15 protein-coding genes and 2 riboswitches are annotated in these 24,749 nt (G+C 56.2%); of the genes, 4 read left to right on the plus strand and 11 right to left on the minus strand.

Features of this window, described 5'->3' with window-relative positions:
- Window positions 1-38 precede the first annotated feature (38 nt).
- From CE168_RS03875 to CE168_RS03885, 3 genes are all read right to left on the minus strand, one after another.
- The gene (locus CE168_RS03875) at window positions 39-1,160 is read right to left on the minus strand and encodes an Mrp/NBP35 family ATP-binding protein (protein WP_039198599.1); all 1,122 of its coding nucleotides are present in this window, start codon (window positions 1,158-1,160) and stop codon (window positions 39-41) included.
- A gap of 93 nt (window positions 1,161-1,253) precedes the next feature.
- Window positions 1,254-3,929: an NAD-dependent DNA ligase LigA gene (gene ligA / locus CE168_RS03880; RefSeq protein ID WP_099571214.1), complete on the minus strand. Its 2,676-nt coding sequence runs from the start codon at window positions 3,927-3,929 to the stop codon at window positions 1,254-1,256.
- A 129-nt stretch (window positions 3,930-4,058) separates the two neighbouring features.
- Window positions 4,059-7,364: a tetratricopeptide repeat protein gene (locus tag CE168_RS03885; protein WP_236824336.1), complete on the minus strand. Its 3,306-nt coding sequence runs from the start codon at window positions 7,362-7,364 to the stop codon at window positions 4,059-4,061.
- A gap of 93 nt (window positions 7,365-7,457) precedes the next feature.
- Between CE168_RS03885 and CE168_RS03890 the strand changes: the two genes are divergently transcribed.
- From CE168_RS03890 to CE168_RS03900, 3 genes are all read left to right on the plus strand, one after another.
- Window positions 7,458-9,677: a hypothetical protein gene (locus tag CE168_RS03890; RefSeq protein WP_236824308.1), complete on the plus strand. Its 2,220-nt coding sequence runs from the start codon at window positions 7,458-7,460 to the stop codon at window positions 9,675-9,677.
- A 138-nt stretch (window positions 9,678-9,815) separates the two neighbouring features.
- On the plus strand, window positions 9,816-11,477 hold the full coding sequence (locus tag CE168_RS03895) for an aryl-sulfate sulfotransferase (protein ID WP_099571216.1): 1,662 nt from the start codon (window positions 9,816-9,818) through the stop codon (window positions 11,475-11,477).
- Window positions 11,478-11,591: 114 nt separating this feature from the next.
- Complete coding sequence (locus tag CE168_RS03900) at window positions 11,592-12,392, plus strand: ATP-binding cassette domain-containing protein (RefSeq protein WP_180753693.1); 801 nt, start codon at window positions 11,592-11,594, stop codon at window positions 12,390-12,392.
- Window positions 12,393-12,469: 77 nt separating this feature from the next.
- Here the strand turns inward: CE168_RS03900 and CE168_RS03905 are convergent, their stop codons facing one another.
- From CE168_RS03905 to CE168_RS03915, 3 genes are all read right to left on the minus strand, one after another.
- Window positions 12,470-13,633 carry a pyridoxal phosphate-dependent aminotransferase gene (locus tag CE168_RS03905; protein ID WP_099571490.1) on the minus strand — a complete coding sequence of 388 codons (1,164 nt, stop codon included), beginning with the start codon at window positions 13,631-13,633 and terminating at the stop codon, window positions 12,470-12,472.
- A 155-nt stretch (window positions 13,634-13,788) separates the two neighbouring features.
- On the minus strand, window positions 13,789-14,556 hold the full coding sequence (gene ppgK / locus CE168_RS03910; protein ID WP_003834570.1) for a polyphosphate--glucose phosphotransferase: 768 nt from the start codon (window positions 14,554-14,556) through the stop codon (window positions 13,789-13,791).
- 243 nt (window positions 14,557-14,799) lie between these two features.
- The gene (locus tag CE168_RS03915) at window positions 14,800-15,813 is read right to left on the minus strand and encodes a glycosyltransferase family 2 protein (protein ID WP_080788612.1); all 1,014 of its coding nucleotides are present in this window, start codon (window positions 15,811-15,813) and stop codon (window positions 14,800-14,802) included.
- Between the two features lie 116 nt (window positions 15,814-15,929).
- Window positions 15,930-16,040: riboswitch (TPP riboswitch) on the plus strand.
- Between CE168_RS03915 and tenA the strand changes: the two genes are divergently transcribed.
- Window positions 16,033-16,800 carry a thiaminase II gene (gene tenA, locus CE168_RS03920; protein ID WP_003834566.1) on the plus strand — a complete coding sequence of 256 codons (768 nt, stop codon included), beginning with the start codon at window positions 16,033-16,035 and terminating at the stop codon, window positions 16,798-16,800. (Overlaps the previous riboswitch by 8 nt.)
- Window positions 16,801-16,925: 125 nt before the next feature.
- Here the strand turns inward: tenA and CE168_RS03925 are convergent, their stop codons facing one another.
- The 5 genes from CE168_RS03925 to CE168_RS03940 all read right to left on the minus strand — a co-directional run bounded on the left by CE168_RS03925 (window position 16,926) and on the right by CE168_RS03940 (window position 24,476).
- Window positions 16,926-17,231: a YhbY family RNA-binding protein gene (locus tag CE168_RS03925; RefSeq protein WP_033501017.1), complete on the minus strand. Its 306-nt coding sequence runs from the start codon at window positions 17,229-17,231 to the stop codon at window positions 16,926-16,928.
- Window positions 17,232-17,297: 66 nt separating this feature from the next.
- Complete coding sequence (locus tag CE168_RS09235) at window positions 17,298-17,429, minus strand: hypothetical protein (protein WP_272896518.1); 132 nt, start codon at window positions 17,427-17,429, stop codon at window positions 17,298-17,300.
- Window positions 17,423-19,807 carry an energy-coupling factor transporter ATPase gene (locus CE168_RS03930; RefSeq protein WP_099571218.1) on the minus strand — a complete coding sequence of 795 codons (2,385 nt, stop codon included), beginning with the start codon at window positions 19,805-19,807 and terminating at the stop codon, window positions 17,423-17,425. The genes CE168_RS09235 and CE168_RS03930 overlap by 7 nt, the downstream gene beginning before the upstream one ends.
- 77 nt (window positions 19,808-19,884) lie before the next feature.
- A complete protein-coding gene (locus CE168_RS03935) occupies window positions 19,885-20,529 on the minus strand; it encodes an ECF transporter S component (protein WP_154035195.1) in 645 nt (214 codons plus the stop codon).
- Window positions 20,514-20,666, minus strand: a riboswitch (FMN riboswitch). Its footprint overlaps the gene before it by 16 nt.
- A gap of 90 nt (window positions 20,667-20,756) precedes the next feature.
- On the minus strand, window positions 20,757-24,476 hold the full coding sequence (locus CE168_RS03940) for a DEAD/DEAH box helicase (protein WP_236824337.1): 3,720 nt from the start codon (window positions 24,474-24,476) through the stop codon (window positions 20,757-20,759).
- Window positions 24,477-24,749: the final 273 nt, after the last annotated feature.

The raw sequence follows: 24,749 nt of genomic DNA on the forward strand, positions 1-24,749 counted from the left end.
GTACTGAATGCAGCACGGAAACACGGTTCCATAGAGTTTTACAGAGGTCTGCACATCAATGATTCAGCTAGGTTCCTGAATGTCTCGCCAATACCGTCGGCACGTAACGAGCCATCCTCATTCAGCACGGCCGGGCGTCCGTCCTCACCAGTCTCCCGCAATTCCGGTTCCAGTGGAAGCTGAGCGAGCAAAGGAACGTCATAGCCGAGGCTTTCGGTCAGCTGTTCCGATACGCGCGTACCACCGCCTTCGCCGAAAATCCGCAGACGTTCACCCTTATGCTCGTAATAGCTCATGTTCTCTACGACGCCGCGCACTTTCATCGGCACCTGCAGCGCCACCAAGCCGGAGCGTACTGCGATGTCGGATGCGGACGGCTGCGGCGTGGTGATCACCACCAGTTCCGCATTCGGCAGGGCCTGGGCCACGGAAATCGCCATATCGCCGGTACCCGGAGCCAAGTCAAGCAGAAGCACGTCGGGCTCGCCCCACCACACATCCGAAAGGAATTGTTCGAGCGAACGCTGCAGTCGCGGCCCTCTCCAAAGGATCGCACGATCGGCGCCCGCGAACATGCCGATGGAAATCAGTTTCACCCCCCAAGCGGTGACGGGCATGAGCATACCATTCAGATTGGTGGGTTGCGCATGCACGCCGAACAGTCGCGGCAGCGAGAACCCGTAGATGTCGGCGTCAATGGCGGCCGTATCATAACCGAGCGCCGCGAAAGTGGCGGCAAGATTCGCGGTGACGGACGATTTGCCGACACCGCCTTTGCCAGATGCTATGGCGAAAATACGGGTTTTGATGCCCGGCTTATTAAAGGGGTTCTGCTTGCGATCGGCTTTGAGACCTGCAACGAGTTGGGTGAGCTTGTCTTGGCTCATGGATCCGACTTCGATACGCGGCAGCAGCGTCGCATCCGGGTAGGATGCCACCGCTCCGTTGATTTGGTTGGTGATGGTCTGCGATAATGGGCAGCCTTCCACCGTCAGCTCGACTTCCACACGGACTTCGTAAGTGTTCGTTTTGCCTTCCACCGGTATCGCATCGATGGCTGCGATCATGCCCAGATCGGTCACGGACCGCCCCAGCTCGGGATCGATCACTTTGCTGAGTCGCTCATAGATGCGCGCTTCAATGGTACGCTCGTCGGTCATGGTTCCTCCTTTAACCGCGTACCAGACTAGCGTCTGGAGGCGCGGCATGCCAGAGCCTTCTTGCGATTATGTTGCCAGCTTGACGTTCCGACGTCACACCGTTCCGTTTTCCAGCAGTATTTTGAACTGGTCCTCGTTTAACATGGGAACGCCTAATTCCTCTGCCTTGGCGGCCTTGGCGCCGGCGTTTTCGCCAACGACCACCCAATCGGTTTTCTTGCTGACGGATCCTGAGGCTCTTCCACCGCGAGAGATAATCGCTTCTTTGGCGGAGTCACGCGAGAAATCAATCAACGAACCGGTGACGACCACTGTCTTGCCTTCAAGTGTCTGTGGTAGTTCACTGATTTCAGCTTGCTCCACGCCAACTCCAGCAGCCTTCCATGCTTCCAACACCGTGCCGCGCCAATCGCCTGGTTCCTTGGCCGATGTGAACCACGTGACCACCGATTCCGCAATCTCCGGACCGATGCCGTCTATCTGAGACAGTTCGTCCACACTGGCGCGTTCGATGGCGTCAAGCGATCCGAACGTATTGGCGATAACACGTGCCGTGGGCGGTCCGAGGCGCCGGATCGACAGGGCTACAAGCACACGCCATAAGTCGGCGTGGCGTGCCTTGTCCATTTCGTCAAGCATTTTCCTTGTATTTTCCGCAGGGCGTATATATACCGGCTGCACGCTGGATGCTCCGGAACGCGATACTTTGGTTTCCTCTCGGATCACCATGGCATCCTCAGGCACGTCATATCCGGGATATTCCGCGGATTCATCGACTTCGTCCTTACGCTTTCTCGCCGCTGTCGGAGTCGTCCAAAACGCCGGGACCTGATGCCATAGGCCTGATCCGCCGATACGTTTGCGCGTTTTTTTCGGCTTACCGTTCTTGCCGACGGTTTCGTGGATTTCGATGATTGGCGCTTCTCGCCATACGCGAACATCCTGCAGGTCGGAGGCTGTCAGCGAGAACAGGCCGGCCTCACTGGACAACACCGGCGTTTGCCGGGCCGGCAGTTCCAGCCCTTCCACCGGCTCGTACGGTTCGGGCTCCTGCCCCGGTGCCACTACGATTTCGGTGATGTTCGGCGCGTAGGTCGCCACCGAATCGGGGCGATCCTCTTCCGGATTCGTCAACGCGATGGCCGATTGGTCACCCAGATGTTCGATATCGAACGCCTTTCTGGATGCCAGGTTGATGATGCGTTCGGTTAACTGTGCCGGGCAGGATTCCACGTTCGGACAGCGGATGTCCTTGTCCCCCTCTTTGGCTGGGGCGAGTTGTGCCCCACAGCTCGGGCAATGCGAAGGCATCACGAAACGGCGCAGCTGGTCTTCGCACCCTTCCCTACGCTCCAACACTGGACCTACAAGTTCAGGAATCACATCGCCTGCCTTGCGCACCACAACGGTGTCGCCGATAAGCACGCCTTTACGTTCCACCTCGAACGGATTATGCAAAGTGGTTCTCGACACCGTTGAACCCGCAACATATACGGGCTTCAGAATGGCCACCGGCGTCACGCGGCCGGTACGCCCCACTTGCACGGTGATGTCGAGCAACTCCGTATTGACTTCCTCCGGCGGATACTTGTAGGCGATGGCCCAACGTGGCGCACGCGAGGTCGCACCCAGCGACCGCTGCAACCCCAGATCGTCCACTTTCACGACGATGCCGTCGAGCGCATGCTCGATGTCACCGCGATGCTCACCGTAATAGTCGATCATGTCGAGGATTTGGCTGAATGTGGTGACTTCACGATTGTGCGGAGAGACCGGTATACCCCACTTCTTGTATAGCTCGTACGCCTCGGATTGGTTGTTGACGATATCGTGGCCGTCGCCTCGTTTGGCGCCCCATTGGAGCGTGCCGATACCGTGCGCGTAGAAACTAAGCCTTCTGGTGGAGGTGATGCGCGGGTCCTTCTGACGCAGGCTTCCTGCGGCCGCGTTGCGCGGATTGGCGAAAGGCGCGCGTCCCGCATCCTCGCTTTCCCTGTTGAGCGTGTTGAAATCATCCCATCGCATGAAAACCTCGCCGCGAATCTCCACGAATTCAGGAATATCCTCCTCTGGCCCGGCAAGATTCTGTGGAATGGTGGAGATGGTGCGCACATTGAGTGTGATATCTTCGCCAGTCACACCGTCGCCTCTGGTCAGGCCCTGTTCAAGCACGCCATTACGGTAAATGAGATTGAGCGCAAGTCCGTCAATCTTCACTTCGCAGGTCATTGGCAGGGGCTTCGTGTCCGACCAATCAAGACCTCGGATGACACTGTCATACCATTCGCGCAATTCCTCAAGCGAAAAGACATCGTCAAGACTCATCATGCGTGACGGGTGACGCACTGATGCGAAATCGTTGGAGAAGGTGCCCCCAACACGATGCGTCGGCGATTGCGCGGAGTCAAGGGATGGAAACTGCGCTTCCAAAGCCTGTAAGCAGCGCATTCTCGCATCGTAGGCCGCATCAGATGAGACCGGCGCATCATCGATATAGTATGCGATCTGATCGGATTCCACCCATGCTGCCACTCGCGCCCACAATCGTGCCGCGGCCTCGGCGCTCATCGATGAAACGTCGATCCTGTCCAGTCGCATGGCGTCCGCATCTGTCGGCTGCAATGCGGCGATCCACTGTTCGCTTCCCGGCGCATATGAGGCGGCTCCCTCGTCTGCCGACACGGGCGTCGACGTGCCCATGGCGCCGCCATCCGTTTCGGGAGCGTCAAAATCCCATGCGAGCTGTTCGGAATCGTCATGCCTTGTCATTGTCACTACCTTGTCAACATTGTTCGATGTGCTTTCAGTGCTGTCGGTCGGCGACGCTTCGAACAGTATCGCACAAATGTTCGACTAACGTGCCGTCGACGCTGAATTGTTCGCCCCGGATGGTGCCGGTCAGTTGTTCAACGACCTCAGGAACTGCATCTGCACCACATCGGCACCGTCGCGCTCCTCATCATCCATCCTTGAAGCGGCAACCGAAAGCGTACGTGCCGGCACGAACATGCCCTCGTCCACGCAGACTCGCGCGGCCTTGCGTACCAAGGATGCAACCTGTGTGTTGGGCCATACCGGCAGTCCAGCCTGCGTAAGCACATGCATGGCTTCCGACACATTGGTAGGCACCGGAATGCACTGCGACTGCGCACGTCCGATCAATTCCTGAAGCTCACCCTCCAACATGGCGATACGCGCCGGTGCGATCTCCTCGCTCATGATATATGCGGCGGCCGCGATATCGAAGTGATCGCACATCCATTCCGCATAGGCGAGTCTGTAATAGGCGAATGACGCATCCTCACGGTCAAGCGCGACGTGCAACGCGTTGAGGCAAGCCGCTCTGGCCGGATCCCAATCCTCGGCGCGCGCCAGTTGAACCGCCAACTTGAGATGGGAAAGCGGATAGGCCGGCGCGTATCGCACCATCGCGTTGAGATGCGGCAGCGCGGCCTTGACGCCTTTGACCTGTGCGAGCACGTCGGCGAGTTCCATATGCGCATAGAACAGGTTGTCAGGGATAAGCACGGTACGTTCGCCTTCCGTGGCAAACATACGGTTATAGATGACACGTTCCGCATACGAGTTGAAATACCGTGGCACGCCCGGATTCGAAGCGAACAGCTGATCCATTCGTTCCAGCGCTGCTTCGACCAATTCCACGCTCTGATCGACCTGCCCGGAAAACAGCAGGTCCCTCGCCTTGATGCGTTCCGCATCGAGCTCGTCGGCCACGCGGAACGAGAAATCCGGCGTGTCCTTGCCATCGATAAGAGCGCTCGTCACTTGCGGAGCCAAGGCCGTTAACTCAGGGTCGGCGATGGCGTTGATGATGTCCATGGCCTGCTTCGCTTTGGCCACCGATTCCAGATGGGGATCCTGCGCGATCCTATGGAATTCACCAACCGCGCGCTGCAGCAGGTCCACACGCTGGATGGACAGCCCCGACATGTCGCGGCAGCCGAACAGTTGCGCCGTATTATGGTCGAATGTAACATCGGAAAGCTCGGGCTCCTCTTGGCTTCCCGCCGGAGAGAAACGGCTGTCACGCAGGTTGAGCGCGGCATCCACTGGTTTCAATGCGCCAAGACCATCCACATCCATTTCCGCGTCGAACATGCGGTACGTACCTGTCGGGTCAGACAGTCCGCACTCACCCAACCGTTCCATGAACTCGCCTCTGGTAAAGGTGACCGTCACCAGATTGCGCACGGTCGGATTCTTGCGAAGCTGGCTCAACGGATCGTCGCCATCCCCGTCGAAATCGTTATAGCCAATCAAACCAGCATCAAGACCGTCATGCGTGAAATGCTCGGAATCGCCCTCCTCTCCGGTGGACTCGTTTGCAGCTTCGTCAGGAACCGCAAACGTCATCTCGTCGAAGTCGATATCCTTTATCAAATCCTCGAACTGTTTGTTCAGCGAATCGTCCGCATCATCACCGTCACCGCCATCGACACCCAAGTCAGCGGTTTTCGGCGTCACCGGCCGAGACGGATCCCCATGGAAATCGCCGTCTTTCGGATCGGCTTTGGATCCGGAAACGCCCATATCTCCGGTACGGATTCGTTCGAACGCGGCCAATGCCTCGCTCATCAGCTCGCTGATGGCGGAATCCTGCTCGACCACGGCCTCTTCCAAACCAATCGAATCGATATGCATCGATACGCGCTGGATGCCTGGATCGGCACCGAAACTCAACGCAGCCATCATCAGTCCGACACGCAGATTGTAGTCCGCGCTCATGCGAGCGCGTTCGGCGTCCGTCATATCCACCCATGCATGGCGTGCCGCATCGTATCTGGTGGACGGCATCATGGAAACGCCTGCGGATGTGAAGCCGATCGCCATATTGCCGTCCTTGAGGCTGCATCGGAAATCCACGTCGAAACGGTACGGAAGGCGCATGCTGCGTAGCAGCCGAGACATTGTCTGGCGGTACACCCATTCCGAACCGCCTTCGCTGCCGAAGGCGACGCTGTCCGTGCCGACCGTCGTGTTTTCGGCAATGGAACGCCTGGTTTCCGAGGCAATGTCCATCAAACGCATGACGGCCTGCACGCCATCATCCTGTTGGGAGTCGAGGATTGCGCCGAATTCGTCATCCGGTTTCAATGCGATCAACGCCGGATTTTCCAGCAGCGCCATGTCGATCTGCGCCGCTTCGGCTCGTGTCACGGTGTCTTCCGTGGGCAGCTTGCCGATACGGGCGTTGCGTTCCAACCATGAGCTGACTGCGGCGAAACGGTTGAGATTGCCTTCGATGTTCAACGCACGCAACGATGCTGAGAACGGCAACGTGGAATCCCATGCGAAGAAGTAGCAGCCGGAATAGCTGGACGTGTACAGGTGCAGCGGTTCCGCGCCATGCACGGACTCAAGGCCTTGGTCTTTGTCGAGCGCCCCGGCCTCGCGCATGAGGTCGGCGAAATAATCCTCGAGTCCGGAGGCGCGCATGCCGTGCGAGCGGGCACTCATCGTGTCTCTGATGGATCGGCGGATCGCGCCCATAGGCGCTTCTCTGTTGAGTCTGCGGAAGATGTTGCCAGTGCCGAATCCTACGAGTAGTCCGTTCATTTGCGGCAGCATGTAGGCCGCGAAGAACGCGATGGTGATGGCGTCACGGTATTCCAGGTCGAATCGCATGGCTTCCGGCAGGTTGGCGCGCATCTGTTCGAGCGTGTAGCGGTTGCCGACTTTGAGCCAGGATGCGAGCCACATCATGCGTCCTCCGGGCATGCGCCCTACGACACCGCCTTGTGATGCGCGTACCATTTTTGGCGTGCCGTTCGCAGCATGCCCGAATCGTGGGCCGTCCGGCAGAGTGAGGGTCTCCTCTTTGACGAAGATGAAGCGTGGATCCAGTTCCTGCACGTCCATTTCGGGATCGGTGCCTGCGAAGACGCGCGCTTTGCTGTCGGCGAGCGCGATTTGTGCGAAGTGGTTGGTGTCGGTGAATAGGCCGATGGAGAAGGCTTTGCCTTGGGTTTGCGGTAGTTGTGCCCAGCCGAGTTGGAGTGTGTTTGGTACGCCTTCGAAGCCTTTGATGATGTGCCGTTTGATGAGTGGGTTGAGTTTGATGGCGTTGCGGGTGAGTTCGGCGACGATGTCGTCTGGCGTGTTGAGGGCTTTGCCGAAGGGGTTGGTGTCGGTGGTGTTGTGGGGGTGTTTGTTGTGGTTGATGAGTTGTCGTACCCCTTGCATGGCGTGGTTGAGCATGGTCCGTCCTTGGTGTGGATGGTGTGCTGATGGCGATGCTGGTGTGAGGTGTGACATGTGGGCTATTCTTTCAATTCAATGCGACATGCAGCCTTTAGAATAATATTTGTGGTTTTTTCGAAACAGCGTTTTCAGGCGCGTCATCGTGTGCGCGCAGCTATTGTAGTCGCTTTTGTTGTGGTGGCGTTGGTTGAGTGCGTGTTGTGTAATGTGCCTTTTTTCCAGTCGTTGGCGGCGTCGGGTGATTCGGCGGCTGCGTATAACACGTTGGGGCCGGGGCTTGAGCGTCGTGATGATGGGTTGTTGGAGGTTACTGATCCGACGCAGGCGTATTTGCAGGTGGCGGCGGATGGTTCGTCGGATTATGTGCGTGTTGTTCCTGTTTCTGATGAGGTGTTGCAGGGGGCTGAGCGGCAGGGTGAGCGCGTGTTGCGTACGGTGCGTGTGCGTCCTGATGCTGATCGTAGGGCGTGTGAGCTTACTTCGGTGTCGTTGGATTCGTCTCGTTCATTGTATGTGAGGGCTGCGGCTGGTCGTACGGTGCGTGTGCAGGTGGTGGAGCCGAAGGGGTCTTTGATTCCGTTTGAGGCGGTGCGTGCGAATGTGCGTGTGCCTTTTTCGGTGAGTCCGCTGCGTGTGGCGTTGTTGGTGTTGGTGATGGTGTTGGTGGCGTTGTGGCGTCCGGGTTCACGCTTGTGGAAGGTGCCGTTGGATACGTCGAGTGTGCGTCAGCGGGTGGCGTTGGGCGTGTTGCTGACGGTTCCTGGGTTGGTGACTGCTGCGGTGGTGGTGTGGCAGTTGGTGTATGCCGTGCCGTTGAGCTTTCATACGGATGGCATGTATACGTATGATTACGATCAGTATGATCATGTGGCTCGGGCGTTGCTTGATGGTCATGCGTGGCTTGATTTGGATGTGCCCCAGGGGTTGCGTGATGCGGATGATCCGTATGATGTGGCGACCCGGCAGCAGTTGCTTGCCGATGGCGTGAGTCCTGTGTATTGGGATTATGCGTTTTTCAATGGACGTTGGTATTCGTATTTTGGTGTGGTGCCGGCGTTGCTGTTGTTTGTGCCGTATCGTGCGATGACGTCGTTGTGGGTTGATGGTGGTCTGATGATGCCGTCGGGCGCTGCGGTGCCGTTGCTGATGTTTGGTTTTTTGGTGTTCGCGTGCCTGTTGACGATTCGTGTGATCAAGCGTGTGCGTCCGCATGTTTCGGTGGCTGCGGTCAGCATGTTGTGCGTGTTTGTGTTGTTGGCGTCGAATGCTCCGTATTTGTGGTATCGGACGAATTTCTATTCGGTGCCGATCGCGGCGTCTTTGTTGTTGAGCACGTTGGGCTTGTGGCTATGGTTGGGAGCCGAACGTCCATCCACGGCCTACGCTGGCGAGGACGGCGAGGGGAATGCGGTCGGATTGTTATCGCTGCCTCGTTTGGCTGCCGGTTCGGTGTGCATTGCCGCAAATGTGGGTTGTCGTCCGTCGTTTGTGGTGGTGGCGTTCGCCGCGTTTCCTTTGTTCTGGCCGCAGATTCGTGCGATTGCCAAACAGTTGCGTGATGGCGTGTTCGCTTCCGGTAAGCATGGGCGTGCCTGCGCCATGTTGCATGCGTTGCGTGCGCCTTTGGCCGTGCTGGTATCCGCATTGGTTGTGGTGGTGCCGTTGTTCGCCTATAACATGGTGCGTTTCTCCTCGCCATTCGATTTCGGTTCGTCGTATCAGCTGACGGTCACGGATATGACGAGTTACCATCAATCGTGGTCGAATTTCATTTGGACGGTCGCATACTATCTGTTTTTGCCGTTGCGTTGGACGAATATGTTCCCGTTCCTTGCCGTCGAACCCGCCCCGTTGAAGGATTGGGGGTTCACGGAGGCGATGCCTGGAGGCTTGTTCGTCATGGCACCTCTCGCATTGGCTTCGCTGGCATGCCCATTCCTGCGCCGGCATATGCACGCTCGTGACCATGCCGGCATGTGGCGCACGCTGACGACATTCCTGCTGTTGGGTTTGCTGATTGTGGCGCTTGACGCGCGGCTGGGTGGTCTTGGATGGCGTTACATCGCCGATTTCGGTTGGCTGTTCGCCTTGGCTTCGTTGCCTCTGCTGCTCATTGCGCTGGATTGCGATCGTCCGCGGCTGCGCTGGCTGTTGCGCGTACTGGTGCTGGCGCTGCTGCTGTTCATGTTGGCGGTGACAGTGTTGTCGTTGTTCCTATATGGTCGCGACGACGAAATGATACGCAATGATCCCGGTTTGTTCCACGACGTGCAGTCGTGGTTCACCCTGATATGAGGCACGGCGTTTTCAGGGTTATTTCAGGGTTTTATTACGATTTGTCCAATAAAATCTTCGGTTTGTTCCGAGTTTTGCGAATAATAGTGGTGTCGTAACTGTTCGCTATGAGATGAACCCTTGTTGGAGACATCAGTTATGAAATCGCTTCCACTTCTGTCAAGCCATCCTCGTGTTAGACGCTGGACCGCGGCCGTGGTAGCATCGGCCATCGCATTGGGCGTCTGTCTCGCCAGCTATGACAACGTCGATGCGGCCATCAGACAAAACAGGATCGAACGGCTGAACGCACGTATCGAGAATGTGTACACGGCCGACTATCAGAATATGGCCGACGACAAGCTCGAGCAGGGAAAAAGCAAGTCCTCCGCAACAGAGGATGACATGTTTGTCACCGAAGATCCGTACGGCACCAACACCACGTCGCTGTATGTGTATTTCACTACCGACGACGCGGTTGCCGTCTCCTATACCGTGCATGCGGACGGCTACACGGATTTCACCCGTGACGCCTACCAGCAATCGCAATACAGCAAAACCCATGAATTCCAGCTACTCGGCCTTATTCCCGGCGAGAAGAACACCATCACCATCACGTTGACCGACGCCGACGGCAAGTCCCGCACGCATACCATCGAACACAGGGGCGCATCCCTGCTGGGCAATGAGGAGGTGCAGCTGGAGCAGACCGTCGCAGCCGATTCAGGTGAGGATCTGGGCGATGGCCTGTATGCCATTCTCGGCAACGATTCCGACGAACAGGATTTCATGTTCTATTACGATACGAACGGCGTGCTGCGCGGCGAGATCCCCGTGCTCTACTATCGTTCGCATCGTCTGCTGTTCGACGATGACGGACTCATGTGGTTCTCCGCTTCCACGCACCATATGGTGGCGATGAACCGTCTCGGCAAGTTGGAGAAGATCTACGATCTGGGATCCGACTACATTCTGCATCATGATTATGCGATGGATTCCAACGGCGACATCGTGCTGTTGGCCACCGAGATAGGCCGCGATGACAATGCCGTGCAAGATCAGGTCATCAAGCTCAGCACCTCCACCGGCAGTGTGACGAGCTTGGTGGATTTCGGTGAACTGTTCGCCGACTATAAGGGCTCCACCACGCATGCGGGAACCGACGAGTCGGATTCGAATGCCAAGAATCGTTGGGATTGGCTGCACTGCAACACCATCCAACTGTTGAATGACGGTTCCGCATTGTTCTCCGCACGCGAAACGTCCACCATCATCAAGGTGGATGATATGGAATCGGATCCGACGCTCGACTATATGATCGGTGAGCCGTCCGTGTGGGCAGGCACCGATGAGGCCAGCAGTTTCCTGACGAAGTCCGGTGATTTTTCGGATACCGGCGGACAGCATTCCATCACATACGTCGCCGATGATTCACTGCCTGACGGCCAATATTACCTGTACATGTTCGATAACAATTTCGGCACTTCACTGACGCGTCCTGATTTTGACTGGACGGTGATTGACGGCATCTCGACCGAACTGTCTTCCGACACGGCGGAGTCGCAGTATCGCAAGTATCTGGTCGACGAGAATGCAGGCACGTATACGGAAGTGTCGTCGTTCGACGTGCCATATTCGCCGTATGTCAGTTCCGCACAGGAATTGGACAACGGCCAGATTCTCATCGATTCGGGCATGAAGGGCCTGTTCGGCCAGTACGACGAGGATGGTGATCTGTTGGCGCAGTTCCATATGACGTTGAACAGCTCATACATCTATCGCGTGTACAAGTACGATTTCTCGGGATTCTATTTCGCCTGACGCGTAGGCATTCGCGAATCTTGACGGGACTGGAATCTGAACTCCTTGTAGGGGTTTGGGTTTCTGTCCCCGTTTCGTATGCAATGGGTTCGGCACGCCCGTACAATGGTTGCCATGGGTTTTTTCGATTCGCTGTTTTCATCTAAGCGTCCCGAAGTGGCGCATGATGTCACGTTCACGCTCGATCAGGCTGGCCACACGTATGAGGATGGCAATGTCGGTCTGGAGCCGACGTCGTTGACGATCACTCCGGAAAGCAAGCGTGTGGCCGTGATCGGGTTGAATGGTTCTGGTAAGACCACGCTATTGCAGTTGTTGGATGGCGCGTTGACAGCGACGTCCGGTTCGGTGCGTATCGACGCGAATGGTGCTGCGTATGATCCGTCGGTGAAGCGTGATCTGAAACGTATCGAGTCGATGATCGGCCGTGTTCGTCGCGAGGAAATTCCGAACAGTTATTACAAAGCGGATTCCATTCGCGAGGCGATTGATGAACCGTTGAAGAAGCATAAGGTGCCGGAAAGCGAACGCCAGGCGATCATCGGCAATCTGTTCGCGCATTTTGATTTGGCTGCGGTCGCGCGCGAGACTGCTTCCGCGTTGGATAGCGAGAAGCGCCATCTGCTGGCGATCGCTTCCGCATTGAGCTTCTCCCCCGCGGTGATCGTTGCCGACGAGCCGACCAAGGGTTTGGACGAGGTGGCGTCCGCGCATGTGGCGAAAGCTCTGTTCAGTTACGACAAACAGGTAGTGTTCGCCACGCATGACACGGAACTGATCACACGCGCGGAGTATGCGATCGACCGCACACTGGTGGTCGACGACCATCAGGTTGTGTTCGACGGTGGCCCGCATGAGGCCGTCGCTTTTTACACGGACCTCATCCGCGCTAAATATGAGGCTTCCAAAGCCTGACCATACCCACGGATTATTCCCGTTCCCCACATGTTGCGGCTCCTTCATCGGTGTCGACGATGGAACCACAACATGTTTCAGCCGATCATTGTGTTGACGGTGTCAAGCACCGTCTGAACGTTATGCCTGAATTCGTCGGGTTCCGGCAATAACGAGATCGCGAGATAGCCGTTCGACGTCATATCGAAGAAATAGCCGGGCTGTCCTGAAATTCCGTGCTTTTCGATCATGGACAACACCAGTTCGTTCTCGTCAAGCACGCTGGGCACGTGCAAAAGCACATTCCATCCGCCTTCGGCACGCAACACGCTGACCATGCCCTGCTCGTCATCATCCAGCATGGTATGCAAGGCTGCGAGGTTGGTTTGCACGCGCTCTCGCACGCGCGCGGTCTGCGCGGCTGCGGCGCCCAGCATGGCGGGGATCTGTTTGGCGATGATCTCACTCATTGGCAGATAGTCGTCGGCGACCACGTCGAGTCTGCGCTTGGCCTCATCCACTTCAGCCGCCGGGCCGGACACTTGGATCCAACCGACTTTGGCATGTGGCGCGGCCAACGTCTTCGAGAACCCATCCAATGCGAATGTGAGCGTGCCGGTCTCCCCCGCAAGACGCGCGTTGCCATCGAATGGTTCAAGATCATAGTCGTAGAACACCTCATCGGCGATGATGGCCACCTCATGGTCATGACAAAGCCGCACAATGGCCTCACGTTCCGACGCTTTGACGTACGATCCGGTCGGATTGTTGGGATTGATGAGCACCAGTGCGCGGATACGTTCGCCTTCTTCACTTTCAAGTGCTTCGCGCAGTTCGGCCACATCGATGTACCAAGATCCGTCGAATCGCTGCTGGTATTCGATCATGTCGGCACATTCAAGTCGTGCGATCGATTCGATGAGCGGATAGCCGGGTTTCGGCGCGAGCACGGCATCGCCGGCGTCGCACAGGAGTTTGATCAGCCACGAGTATGCTTCGGATGTTGAGCTCAGTATGTACAGGTCTTCGACGTCAACATCATTGCCTCGCCCTTGAAGGAATGCGGCCAGCGCTTCGCGCGCATACCGTTGGCCGCGTGGCTCAGCGCCATATATGTCTGGCAGAAGTTCCGGCGCGAGCGCATGCTTGGTTGGATTGGAGTCGTTGAGTTTGCCGAGCGTGATGCCGCTTGTTTTGGCTTCCGCTTCCGCTTTGGCGATGGGATTGGGCTCGCTGATATCGACTCTGGAGGAAAAACGCATAGTCTCCACCATACTCCTTGGATTGCGCAAGTCGTTACGTCAAGCAAGATGGCATGCCTTCGCCTCACAAATGTTGACGGAATAAGCGAGAGCCGCCCGACGAATCGGACGGCTCTCGCTTATACAAAAGTTGGGAACCTTAATGGTTCACGGCATCACTTCTGCTTGGTGCTTGCGTAGTACGCGGCACCGATGATGCCAGCCTCATTGTGCAACTTGGCTGCAACGATCGGGGTCTTGATGTCGATGTACGGCAGGAACTTCTCAGACACACGAGACACGCCGCCGCCGACAACGAACAGCTGCGGATCCAAGTAGAACTCCATCAGGGAATAGTACTTGGTCAGTCGCTTGGCCCACTTCTTGTAGCCCATATCAAGCTTTTCACGGATGGAGGATGCCGCGTACTTTTCGGCGTCGCCCTTGCCCTTGAGCAGTTCCAGGTGACCAAGCTCGGTGTTCGGGATGAGTTCACCGTTGAAAATCAGCGCCGTGCCGATACCGGTACCCAGCGTGGTTGCCACGACCAGACCATCCTGGCCCTTGGCCGCGCCGAACTGCTGCTCGGCAAGGCCTGCCGCGTCAGCGTCGTTCACCACGGTGACTGGACGTCCGCAGGCTTCGGAGAACACTTCGGTGACGTCCACGCCGACCCAAGACTGGTCTAGGTTGGCCATGTAGCCGAGCTTCTCGCCCACGTGGATCGGCGCCGGGAAAGCGATGCCGACCGGAGCGGATTCGGGAACCTCGAAATGCTCGAGCTGCTGGCGAACGATTTCACCGACGGCCTTCGGAGTGGAAACTTCCGGGGTAAGAATCTTCAGACGCGGTTCGGCAAACTCGCCCTTTTCGAGGTTAACCGGGGCTGCCTTAATGCCGGAGCCTCCAATGTCAACGCCAAACGCCTGTGCAGTTTCAATCATCTTCGACCTCTCCTATCAAGGTACATAGTGGGTGTTATCGAACCGGTAAGCGCCATAGTAACTCGCCCCATGCCCCAAAACGCGCCGAAAAAGCATAAATGGTGAATACGATTGCATAATTTTTCGCAATGAAATGATTCATTCTGCAACTTTTTTCTGCAAACGATTCGCCCCATGTCAACTCAACGCATCGGCATGGGGCGAATCGTAAGAAGATGACCGTCTGAAGACGGCGCAACCGCATCACTTGAGCGGCGGCATCGGCTTCCAATCCGGATCATGCAACAGCTTGCGTGAATCCCACCAACCCTTGGCTATCTGCACCAAGCCGGTCTTCACATGCTCTCGGTCCACCATCACCAGACGGATGACTTCCTTGGCGGCGGTCAGCAGCGTACCCAGACCGAACATCAGCGGACGGTAATCGCCGAACGCCATGAAATAGCGCGCCATGTAGCCTCGGTTACGCATGATGTGGTAACGGTTCATGTCAGAGGTGGAGTTGAGCTGGCGCACGCCGGCGATATCCCAATTGCCGATTTCACGAGTGCGGCGCAGGATCACGTCAGGCACCACGATCGGGTTGGTGACTTTGCTGGCGCGGTAGCCGTACATCGTGTCGTCCCAGTAGATGAAGAAACGCGGATCCGGCAAGCCGATCTGTTCGACGATGTTGCGGCGGAACAGACCCCCCTCGAAGCACAGGGTGTCCATCACGCGGTAGCCGGGGCGTCCGAATGCGGCCGGAGCGATCGGATTGGGGATGCCGAGGGGAATGATGAAATCGTATTGCCAGTAGAACGGACCGCCGTCATAGTCGTATCGGCTGCCTTGGATCACATCATGGCTGCCGGTCCACTTGGCGAGTCGTTCGATGGCTTCGGGCATCACAGCCACATCGTCGTCCATCACCCAGAACCATTCGGATCCCAGCTCATATGCCTTCTTCACACCTGCGGAGAATCCGCCTGCGCCGCCGAGGTTGTCGGATTGAGGTGCATACACCACGCGACTTTCGTTGCCCGACTGGTCGGCGATGGTATTGCCCCACTGCGCGGTGACCGCTTCACGGAAATCGTCGACCATGCCTTGGGTCGCATCGCTGTGCTCGTTGTCAACGACGACGATACGCCATGGTGCCACAGTGAGTTTTTCGATGGATTCGAACAGGGTGGCGAGCAGCTGCTGACGCTTGTATGTCACCACGACGATAGCCAGCTTTTCGATGGTGTTCTTCGCAACTTGCTTTTCAGTCATACGTTCTATTCTTGCACTCGCCCTCAACCGAACATCGCCTGTGTTCGCATCATGCGGCACGATTCCATTCGGCGGACAGGCTCTTGCACATTTCGGACGGCTTTGCCATAATGTACGGCGTAATGCAGGGGAACCCGTGTTTGTCGGGTTGAGATAGGCCAAGTGAGGCCTGAACCCTTTGAACCTGATGGTTAATACCAGCGTAGGGAGGCATGTCTAATGACTGCTGTGACATCAACAACCAATTTCGATTATGAGTTCGACGCCGCCAAAGGCATCCAACGCAACAATCTTCCTCCGTTCGCGCAGCGCATGCGCAAGGCTGCTGACCTGGTTTGGGAGGAAGGCTACCAGCAGCCGTTCATCCGCGAGCTTGGCGAAGGCACACTGCAACGCGAGCGTTTCGCCTTCTATCTGCTGCAGGATTTTCGTTATGTGAACGATTACGCCAGAGTGCACGCTTTGGGATTAGCCAAGGCCACCGACCCTGAAATCATGGCGTTCATGCTCAAAGTGCAGAACGGCGCCCTGCAGGTCGAGACCGAAGTACACCGCTCCTACTTGGCCAGCTATGGCATCACCGAAGAGCAGATGAACAATGTGCGCCAGTCGGCCTTCGCGCGTGCCTACACGTCGAATATCCTTTCCATCGCCTATGGCAAGGATATTCTCGACATTCTTGTGGCCGTGCTGCCGTGCGCCTGGGTGTATGCGGATTATGGTTACCGTCTTGCCGCCGAGTTTGCCGACACGCTTGACGACAATCCGTACAAAAGCTGGGTCGACATGTATAAGACCGACGAGTTCTGGCAGGATTCCGTGTGGCTGCTCGAACATATCGAGAAACTGGTAGCCGACGCGAGCGAAGAGCGCAAGCGCGAGCTGATTGACATTTTCGTGACCGGCGTGGAGAACGAGTACATGTTCTGGGCCAGCGCGTACGACATGCAGTACACGTGGAAGCCCGAATGGAATCAGGAGCGCTGACACCGCTCCATCGCATGTTTTCCTGACTTCCGATTGTTTATTTTCATTGCAATAGGGCGGGTGCCTTCTGATTGGTTTTCAGAAAGCACCCGCCCTGTTATGTTTGGTCGCGTCAGTTTCCCGCTTTATTCGCGTACGAGACGAATATGCTCCACATCATCGCGATGGGAGCGGCGATAGAGCACGAAACGGTTGCCGATAACCTGTACGAGTTCCGCGTTCAGTTCTTCGGCCAGTCCCTCGCCCGCTTCCTTGGCAGTCAGTCCGGATCCGTCAAGCACGGAGCATTTGATAAGCTCACGCTTTTCAATGGTCTCGTCCGCCTGCTTGATAGCGGTTTCGCTCAAATCGTTCTTGCCGACCTGGATGAGCGGATTGAGCTTGGTAGCCAGGCCACGCAGCTGCTTGACCTGCTTCTTGGTTAATGCCATAACTTGTTCCATTCCTATCTATGATGCTTGCTCAAGAGTAGCGTGAGGGCAGTAAAATCTTGCATATCACTCCCCCGCGCCTTTGATGGCGTTCACACCGTTTTCGATGTTCTTGCGCATGTTCAGACGTGCTTCTTCGGCGGTTTCGCTTTCCAATACGATCAGTGGAGCGCCATGCCCGTCCGGAATGCTCAGCATAGTCCAGCGATCAGGGTCAATGCGGCAATGTATGACACACCCACACCGACTACGGCGATGTCACGTTTGGCGATCCGCATGATTCGCCAGTGCGTGCGCATGATGCCTTCCTCGTAACATCGTGCGTCGAGTGCAAGGCTGAGATTATCGGCATGGCGTATCGCTCCTGCGAATACCGGAATGATAATGGCGGTCATCGCTTTGATCCGCTGCACGAATGTTCCCGTTTCAATGCTGCCGCCTCGGACTGATTGCGCATCCACAATGGCTTTCGCTTCGCTTCCTAACGTGGGCAGGAACCGCAATGCGAGGCTCATCACCAACGCGATCTCCTGCGCATGTATGCCGAATTTTGCGAAAGGTTTGAGCAACGCTTCGAATGCGTCGGTGATGGCCGTGGGCGTGGTGGTGGCAAGGAATACCGCTCCGACGATAATGACCGCAACGAATCTGCAGGCGTACAGTATGGCGATACGCACACCGTCGTCGGTGATTGGAATCGGCCCGATGTTCGTAAGAACGTTGCCGGATCGGACGAAGAATATATTGAGCAGTCCGCAGAACACGAACAATGCGAGGAACATGTGAACCGATTTGAACAGTTGTTTCACGCCGATGCCTGATGTCGCAACGATCATGCCGGTCAGCAGTGCGGCCACAAGCAACTGCCAGAAGGATCTGATGGCGAACGCGGAGAACATGATCGCCAACGCACTCACCATCTTCACGCGCGGGTCAAGCCGTTCCATAAAACTGCGGTTTTCACGGACGTCTCCCTTTGCACGTCCGGAGTCAATCGCGTGCGGATTCTTCGAACCTGCCGTTTCGGAAGTGCCATTGGCTTCGATATTTCGAGTAGCGACATTACCGTTTTGTCTGCGATCAAGCGCGATCACTCGATCTGCGAGCACGTCGATTTCCGTTTGTGAATGGGAAATGATGAGTACGGTGACGCCTTGTGCGTGGAGGGTTTGGATGAGATCGTGCACGCGGGTTGTAGCCGCCTCGTCAAGTCCTGCGGTCGGCTCGTCCATAATAAGGATCTGCGGTTGGCATGCGATGACGCCCGCTATGGCGGCAAGTCGTTGTTGTCCGCCGGAAAGGTCGAATGGCGAACGATCGGCAAGATGCTCGATATGCAGCAGCGTCATGGCTTGATTGACGCGTTCGGATACCTGCGTTTCGTCAAGATGTTGGTTGCGTGGTCCGTAGGCGATATCCTCGGCTACGGTTTCGGCGAAAAGCTGACGTTCGGGATGTTGCATGACGTAGCCGATGGTGGCGTGCAGTTTCTCACGGTCCGCACGTTTGAGCGACTGCATATTGCCGTTGGTGCGTTGGCGTGCGACAGGAATGGTATTGATGGTGATGTTGCCGGATTGCGGCTGGTCAAGCGCGCAGAGAAGACGCGCGAGGGTGGTTTTGCCTGCACCGTTATGCCCTGTGATGGCCACGGTTTCGCCCGCATTGATGGTTATGGAAAGCTTATCGAGCACAGGCTTGTTACTGTTTGGATATTGGTATGTCAGATTACGGATTTCAATGATTGGTACAGCCGATGCTGGCTTTGATGCGCCATTTGCGATATTGGATTTGGCAATTGGGTTGTCTTCTTGCGCCGTGTCTGATTCGTCCATTTCCGGAATACTTGCAGTATCACCGTGAGCGCTTTGCACGATACTCCCGTTATCTAGGCGAATGATGCGGTCAGCATTGGCGAATTCGTCACGATGGTGGGTGACGAGAATGATGGTTGTGCCGTGCTGCTGCAATTCGTCAAGAATATGCATGATGTCGGCGCGGCCTTGCGGATCGAGCATGGCGGTAGGCTCGTCGAGCACGAGGATTTCAGGATTCATGGCAAGCATGCCGGCGATGGCGACGCGCTGTTGCTGACCTCCGCTCATTCGCGCGGGATCGGCTTCTCGCTGTTCGCTCATGTCAACTGCGTCAAGTGACATGGCGATCCGCATATCGATATCATCATGCGCAATGGCAAGGTTTTCCGGACCGAAGGCAACATCATCCTCGGTAATGGTGGTGACGATCTGATCTTCCGGATGTTGGAAAACCGCCCCGATACCATGCCGGGCGCTGCGGTAAGCGTCAGCGTGCGCACCGCTTTCATCGAATACGTTGTTTCCCAACAACGTGACATGTCCGGCATCGGGTGCGGCAAGCCCTGCAATGATGCGTGAAAGTGTGGATTTTCCTGATCCGTTTGGGCCTGCCAAGCATACACGTTCTCCTTGGCGGATGGTCAGGTTCACACCGTCGAGCGCCCAGGTCGCGCCGGCGTCATACGTGAAACGAATATCACGCAATTCGACCGCAACGATGTTCGTGTCGCTATCAGGATTCATGGAATCGTCTTTCATAAACGGAAGGAACCTTCCATACGTCGAAAGGTTCCTTCCTATTCATCAATATGCGGAATCGATATGGTGAACGAGGCTCAGCGGTTCAACAGGTTGGAGATCGGCTTGTAGATCAGGAAGGTGATCACGCCATGGATGGTGAATTTCAACGCGTTGAACGGCAAAAGCGCCGGCACGATCAATGCCACGACCTGTGCGGTGGTCATGTGCGCGTAGAACGGCGTGACGATCAGGTTGCCCACAATCGCCACCACCAAAGCCACGATAGCACCGACGATGATGCCGATGACCGCGCCCTTGCGGGTCTTGTTCCTGCGGTAGATCAGTGCTGCCGGCACGGATAGCGCCAAAGCCACGAGTACGGCCATAAGCGTGCCCCATGGGTTGGTGAACAGGTGCGGCAGGAAACCGAGCACGCTGACGATTGCCGCCGCTGCTGGACCGTAGGCGAAACCTGCTACCAGGCTGACAATGCCGGACGGATCATATTTCAGCCATTCCACGCCTGGCATGATGGGAAAGTCCACGAAGCTGACGGCCATCGACAGCGCCACGAACAGCGCATACATGGCGATGCGTTTGGTGGACCAGCGTCCGGAATCGGCCACGCCTGTGGAATGCGCGTTGTCGGGACGCGTCATGCTTTCGCTGGCGATTTCGGCGGTGTTGTTTTGGGTATTATTTGGTGAGGATACACTCATGTTGAGCCCCGTTTCTTCCATCCGGACTTTGACCGTTGGCCCCGGATTCTCACCGGATCAGCCGCTTTCGCGGGTCGCGGGCTTCGGCATGGGACTGTTATGAACGTCAGTCGTACCGTTACCGCCAGTAAGGATTTTCACCTTCCCTGAAACTTGCACGACAATATATACGCCCACCATGCGATATTCGCAACCTGTGTTCCGTTTTTATCTTGCGATTTGGAACGCAAGATTCCTCCGACCGCACGTCACGACAACAGGCCGAGCAGGTCGTCCTTGCTGAGTGTGCCGACACCTCCGGATGCGGTGCCGTCGGTGAACTGCTGGGCGAGTTCGCTTTTCTTTTCCTGAAGTTTGAGGATGCGTTCCTCGATGGTGTCTTTGGCTACGATCTGGTACACGTTCACATCCTGCGTCTGGCCGATACGATGCGCACGGTCGGTGGCCTGGTTCTGCGCGGCGGCGTTCCACCATGGGTCGGCGTGCACCACTACGGATGCGCCCACAAGGTTCAGTCCCGTGTTGCCTGCCTTGAGCGAGATGAGAAATACGGGAACATCGTTGCCGTTGAATTCGTCCACCAGTTCCACACGGCGTTTCTTCGGCGTCTCGCCGGTGATGGTGTAGAAGTCCACGCCCTGTTCAGCCAAACGTGTACCAATCAGGTCAAGGAATGAAGTGAACTGCGAGAATACGAGCACTTTCTTGCCTTCGTCCATGCACGTGGATACGAGTTCGCAAATGGCGTCAAGTTTGGCGGAAGCATTTTTCGCATCCGCATAGACGAGTCTCGGATCGCAACAGATTTCGCGCAACAGTGTGAATTCCGCAAGGATTCGAATCTTCTTCGTATTGAAGTCGGCATCCTTGGTTTTGGTAAGGGTGGCACGCAACCGTTGCTCATGTGCCGCATAGAGCTTGCGCTGTTCGCCTTCCAATTTGACGGTGAGCACGTTTTCGAACTTGTCAGGTAAATCGGTCAGCACGTCTTTTTTCAGACGTCGCTTAATGAACAGTCCGACCAAAGCCTGCAGTTTGTCGGCCATGACGGAATGTTCCGAACCGGGTGCCATGATCGGCTGTTCGTATTTTTCTCGAAACTTCGTGTAGGTTCCGAGCAATCCGGGCATGAGGAAGTCGAAGATGCTCCACAGTTCACTCAACCGGTTTTCGATGGGCGTGCCGGTTAATGCGAACCGGTGTTCGGCGGTGATTTGCTTGACGGCTTTGGCTAGTTTGGTGGCATGGTTTTTAATATATTGAGCTTCGTCAAGTGCCATTAATGTGAACCGGCAGTCGGCATAATCGTCCACATCTCGACGCAGCAAATCGTAAGAGGTGATCACCACATCGGTTTGCTGCGTTTCATTGGTTTCAGGCGAATTATTCCATTGCTGCGCCACGGTTGCGATGAGTTTGCGTCGTTGCGCCTTCGTGCCTGCCACAACTTCGATGGTGAGATCCTGCGTGAATTTCTCGCATTCGGCGGCCCAGTTGTATACCAAAGATGCCGGGCAGACAATCAACGCTGGACCACTCCCCTTGCGAGCTTCCACCAGTGACAGCAATTGCACGGATTTTCCCAAACCCATTTCGTCGGCGAGAATGCCACCGAAGCCTTTGTCCCACAAGGTGGAAAGCCATTGGAAGCCTTCCACCTGGTATGGGCGCAGTACGTTTTTGAGGTTGCTGGGCACTTCGTATCGTTTCGGGTCGATGATTTTCACATCGTTGACATAGTCGACGAATGATTCGCTTTTGCCGTCGTCATCAACTTGAGCGTCCAAGAGGAACGCCTGATATCCGGGAATGGTGATTCTTCCGGAATCAAGCTGTTGCTCATTAAGGTCAAAATCTGCGGCAATCTGGTCAAGTTCATGCAGATCGGCATTCTTCAGATCAACGAACGTACCATCCTTGAATCGATGATAGCGGCGGTTCCTACGGTAGGAATTCAGCAACGCACCGACCTCGTTCATCGGCACTTCGTTGGCTATCGGCGAGATCTCAACCAGATTCGAGTCAATGGACAGTCCAACCTTCACTGTAGGGCTGCTTGGCATCATCATGCCGTCGAACGCGGCCGTGGAGAACACCTGCCCGACCGAGCGCAAGATATCCACGCCTTCGGTGAGCAAGAGCAAAATCGTCTGTTCATCTTCCTCACGAACCCGCGCCACGTCAATGGAACTCCATGTCGGGAAAAGCTGGCGAACCACCTGCACCGCGAATGATTCGCGAGCCGTATCTCGTTTGATGAGCGCCGCTTTCGACCGCGAATCCGGATTAATCACGCCTCGTAGTGCTTTAGCGGTCGGCACCAACTGGAACATGAAATCGCCGTATCGTGCCACAGCCTCACAGGTGATGCCCTGCAGATCACGGTCCAAGTAGAATTCAATCTGGCAGTCGACTCCCATCCGTTCGGCGACTTCCTGCGGAATATCGAAACCAATGCCCGCTTCGGTAAGTTTTGGCAGTATTGTTCGTGCGAACATGGGCCAGTCGTTTTCCGCGATGAACACACCATCGCTAACGTTCGACGCGCACAACGTCATCAACGCGTCCACTGCGGGAAGGATGCTGTCGGCGCAACGGAAGAGTACGCTCACTGGCATCATATGGGAATCCGTCGGAGTGCCGTTATGTTCGGCACTCATGAGGTACACGCCCCGCTGCCCAACAATCCGATCCGTGATGGTACGGTTCGACGTGATACGCACGCCCGACGAAGCGCCTTCCTTCACATATTCGGCGATGAACCGAAATTGCGGATTGCCATCGAATATGGCGATAGTATGCGATCTGGACTCCCCTGGCGTGGCCACTTCGACATAGTCCGGAGCGGCGTCATCCGTATAGGCGAAATCATTCGGAGTGAGCTGCCGCGCCCTCTCACGCCCCTCATGCTTGGGAGCTTCCAGCGGCCCACGTGCTATCAGCACGTCTTCGATGTAGTCCTGTTGCGGTTCCGCTTCGAACAGGTTCAGCAGATCGCACAATTCCCCATCGGTAAGCATGATTTCACGTTCGATACGCACGTCTGGCGCGTAATAGTAGTTGTTCTGCAGCTGTGCAGCGACACGTGATCCAACAACACCTTGCAGGAATCGGAACAGCTGCAGCGAGAACGGTTCGAGCATATCCGGAGTGTGGGTGAACGAGAGTTTCTGCCCGTATGACACGTATGCTTCGTCGTGCATGTCGGCTACGAATTTGGAAATGCTTTTGATGATATAACTTGCGTCGCCGCAGCCGATTTTCAACGTCAGGCTCCACAGCTCACGGTTCATGATCAGCGTGGGCTCCAGACGCACACTTCCCGGTTTCACTATGATGGAACCGCTCTTGCGTTTTGTTTTCGCGGCCCCTTGCGTAATGACGCCTCGTTGCTCGTCAGCGAGACGGCTTTTCGCGTCGACGATGCGCTTGAGCACGTCAAGCTGCGCGCTTTGACCGGTATTGTCATTCTTCGCATCCAGCGCACGCATATAGTCGGAGAGGATATGCGAGGTCACGCCACTTCGCTTGAATCCGCGGAACCGTTCGGGCTGGTCAAGAAACAGCAGCAGCATTGCGGCGACATGCTTGCACATGCCCGTATAGCGGCGCCTCCCAGCCGGCTCCGAATCGAACTCGTCATCGTCCTGCACATGACCGAACGTCGATCCTGACTCGAAATCATCATAATCGTCGACGTAATCGTATTCATCGTCATCATCGTCGAAACTGCGATAATTTGGATTGTTGCGGTAGCTGGGCGAATATGCCGACGAATACGTGCCATAACCGTGCTGCGAACCGTTGAACGCCGGGCACGAGCAATACCTGGCCAAGAAAAGCTCATCATGCAAATCGAGCGTGGCCTGCACTTCGTATCGGCTGGACGGTGAGGTGGTGCCCCGCATATTGGCATGCAGGGTGATGCGATCGGAATCGGAGTCGTTCAGGCAATGCAGATCCGACATTTTCGCACGCCACTGGTTGGCGATTCCACGGGCACGCTGCAATACAGGCTGACTGCATTCGCTGCGTAGTTCGTCGGAAAGCCATGGCAAAGTATCCGCCAACTGAACCCCAATCGTTCGCACATTTGTTCTTATGAAAGAGTATCAGCACAGCGGAACAGGAAAGCCGTGGCTGCAATCTCAGCCACGGCTTCGCTCCATACAGGTTATATCAGCGGCAACGCTTGGTGAGCGGCTGCCATGGATCGAGTTCCACCGGTTCGGCTTCCAGCA

Source organism: Bifidobacterium sp. N5G01 (genome assembly GCF_002742425.1).
GTDB classification, from domain to species: domain Bacteria; phylum Actinomycetota; class Actinomycetes; order Actinomycetales; family Bifidobacteriaceae; genus Bifidobacterium; species Bifidobacterium hominis.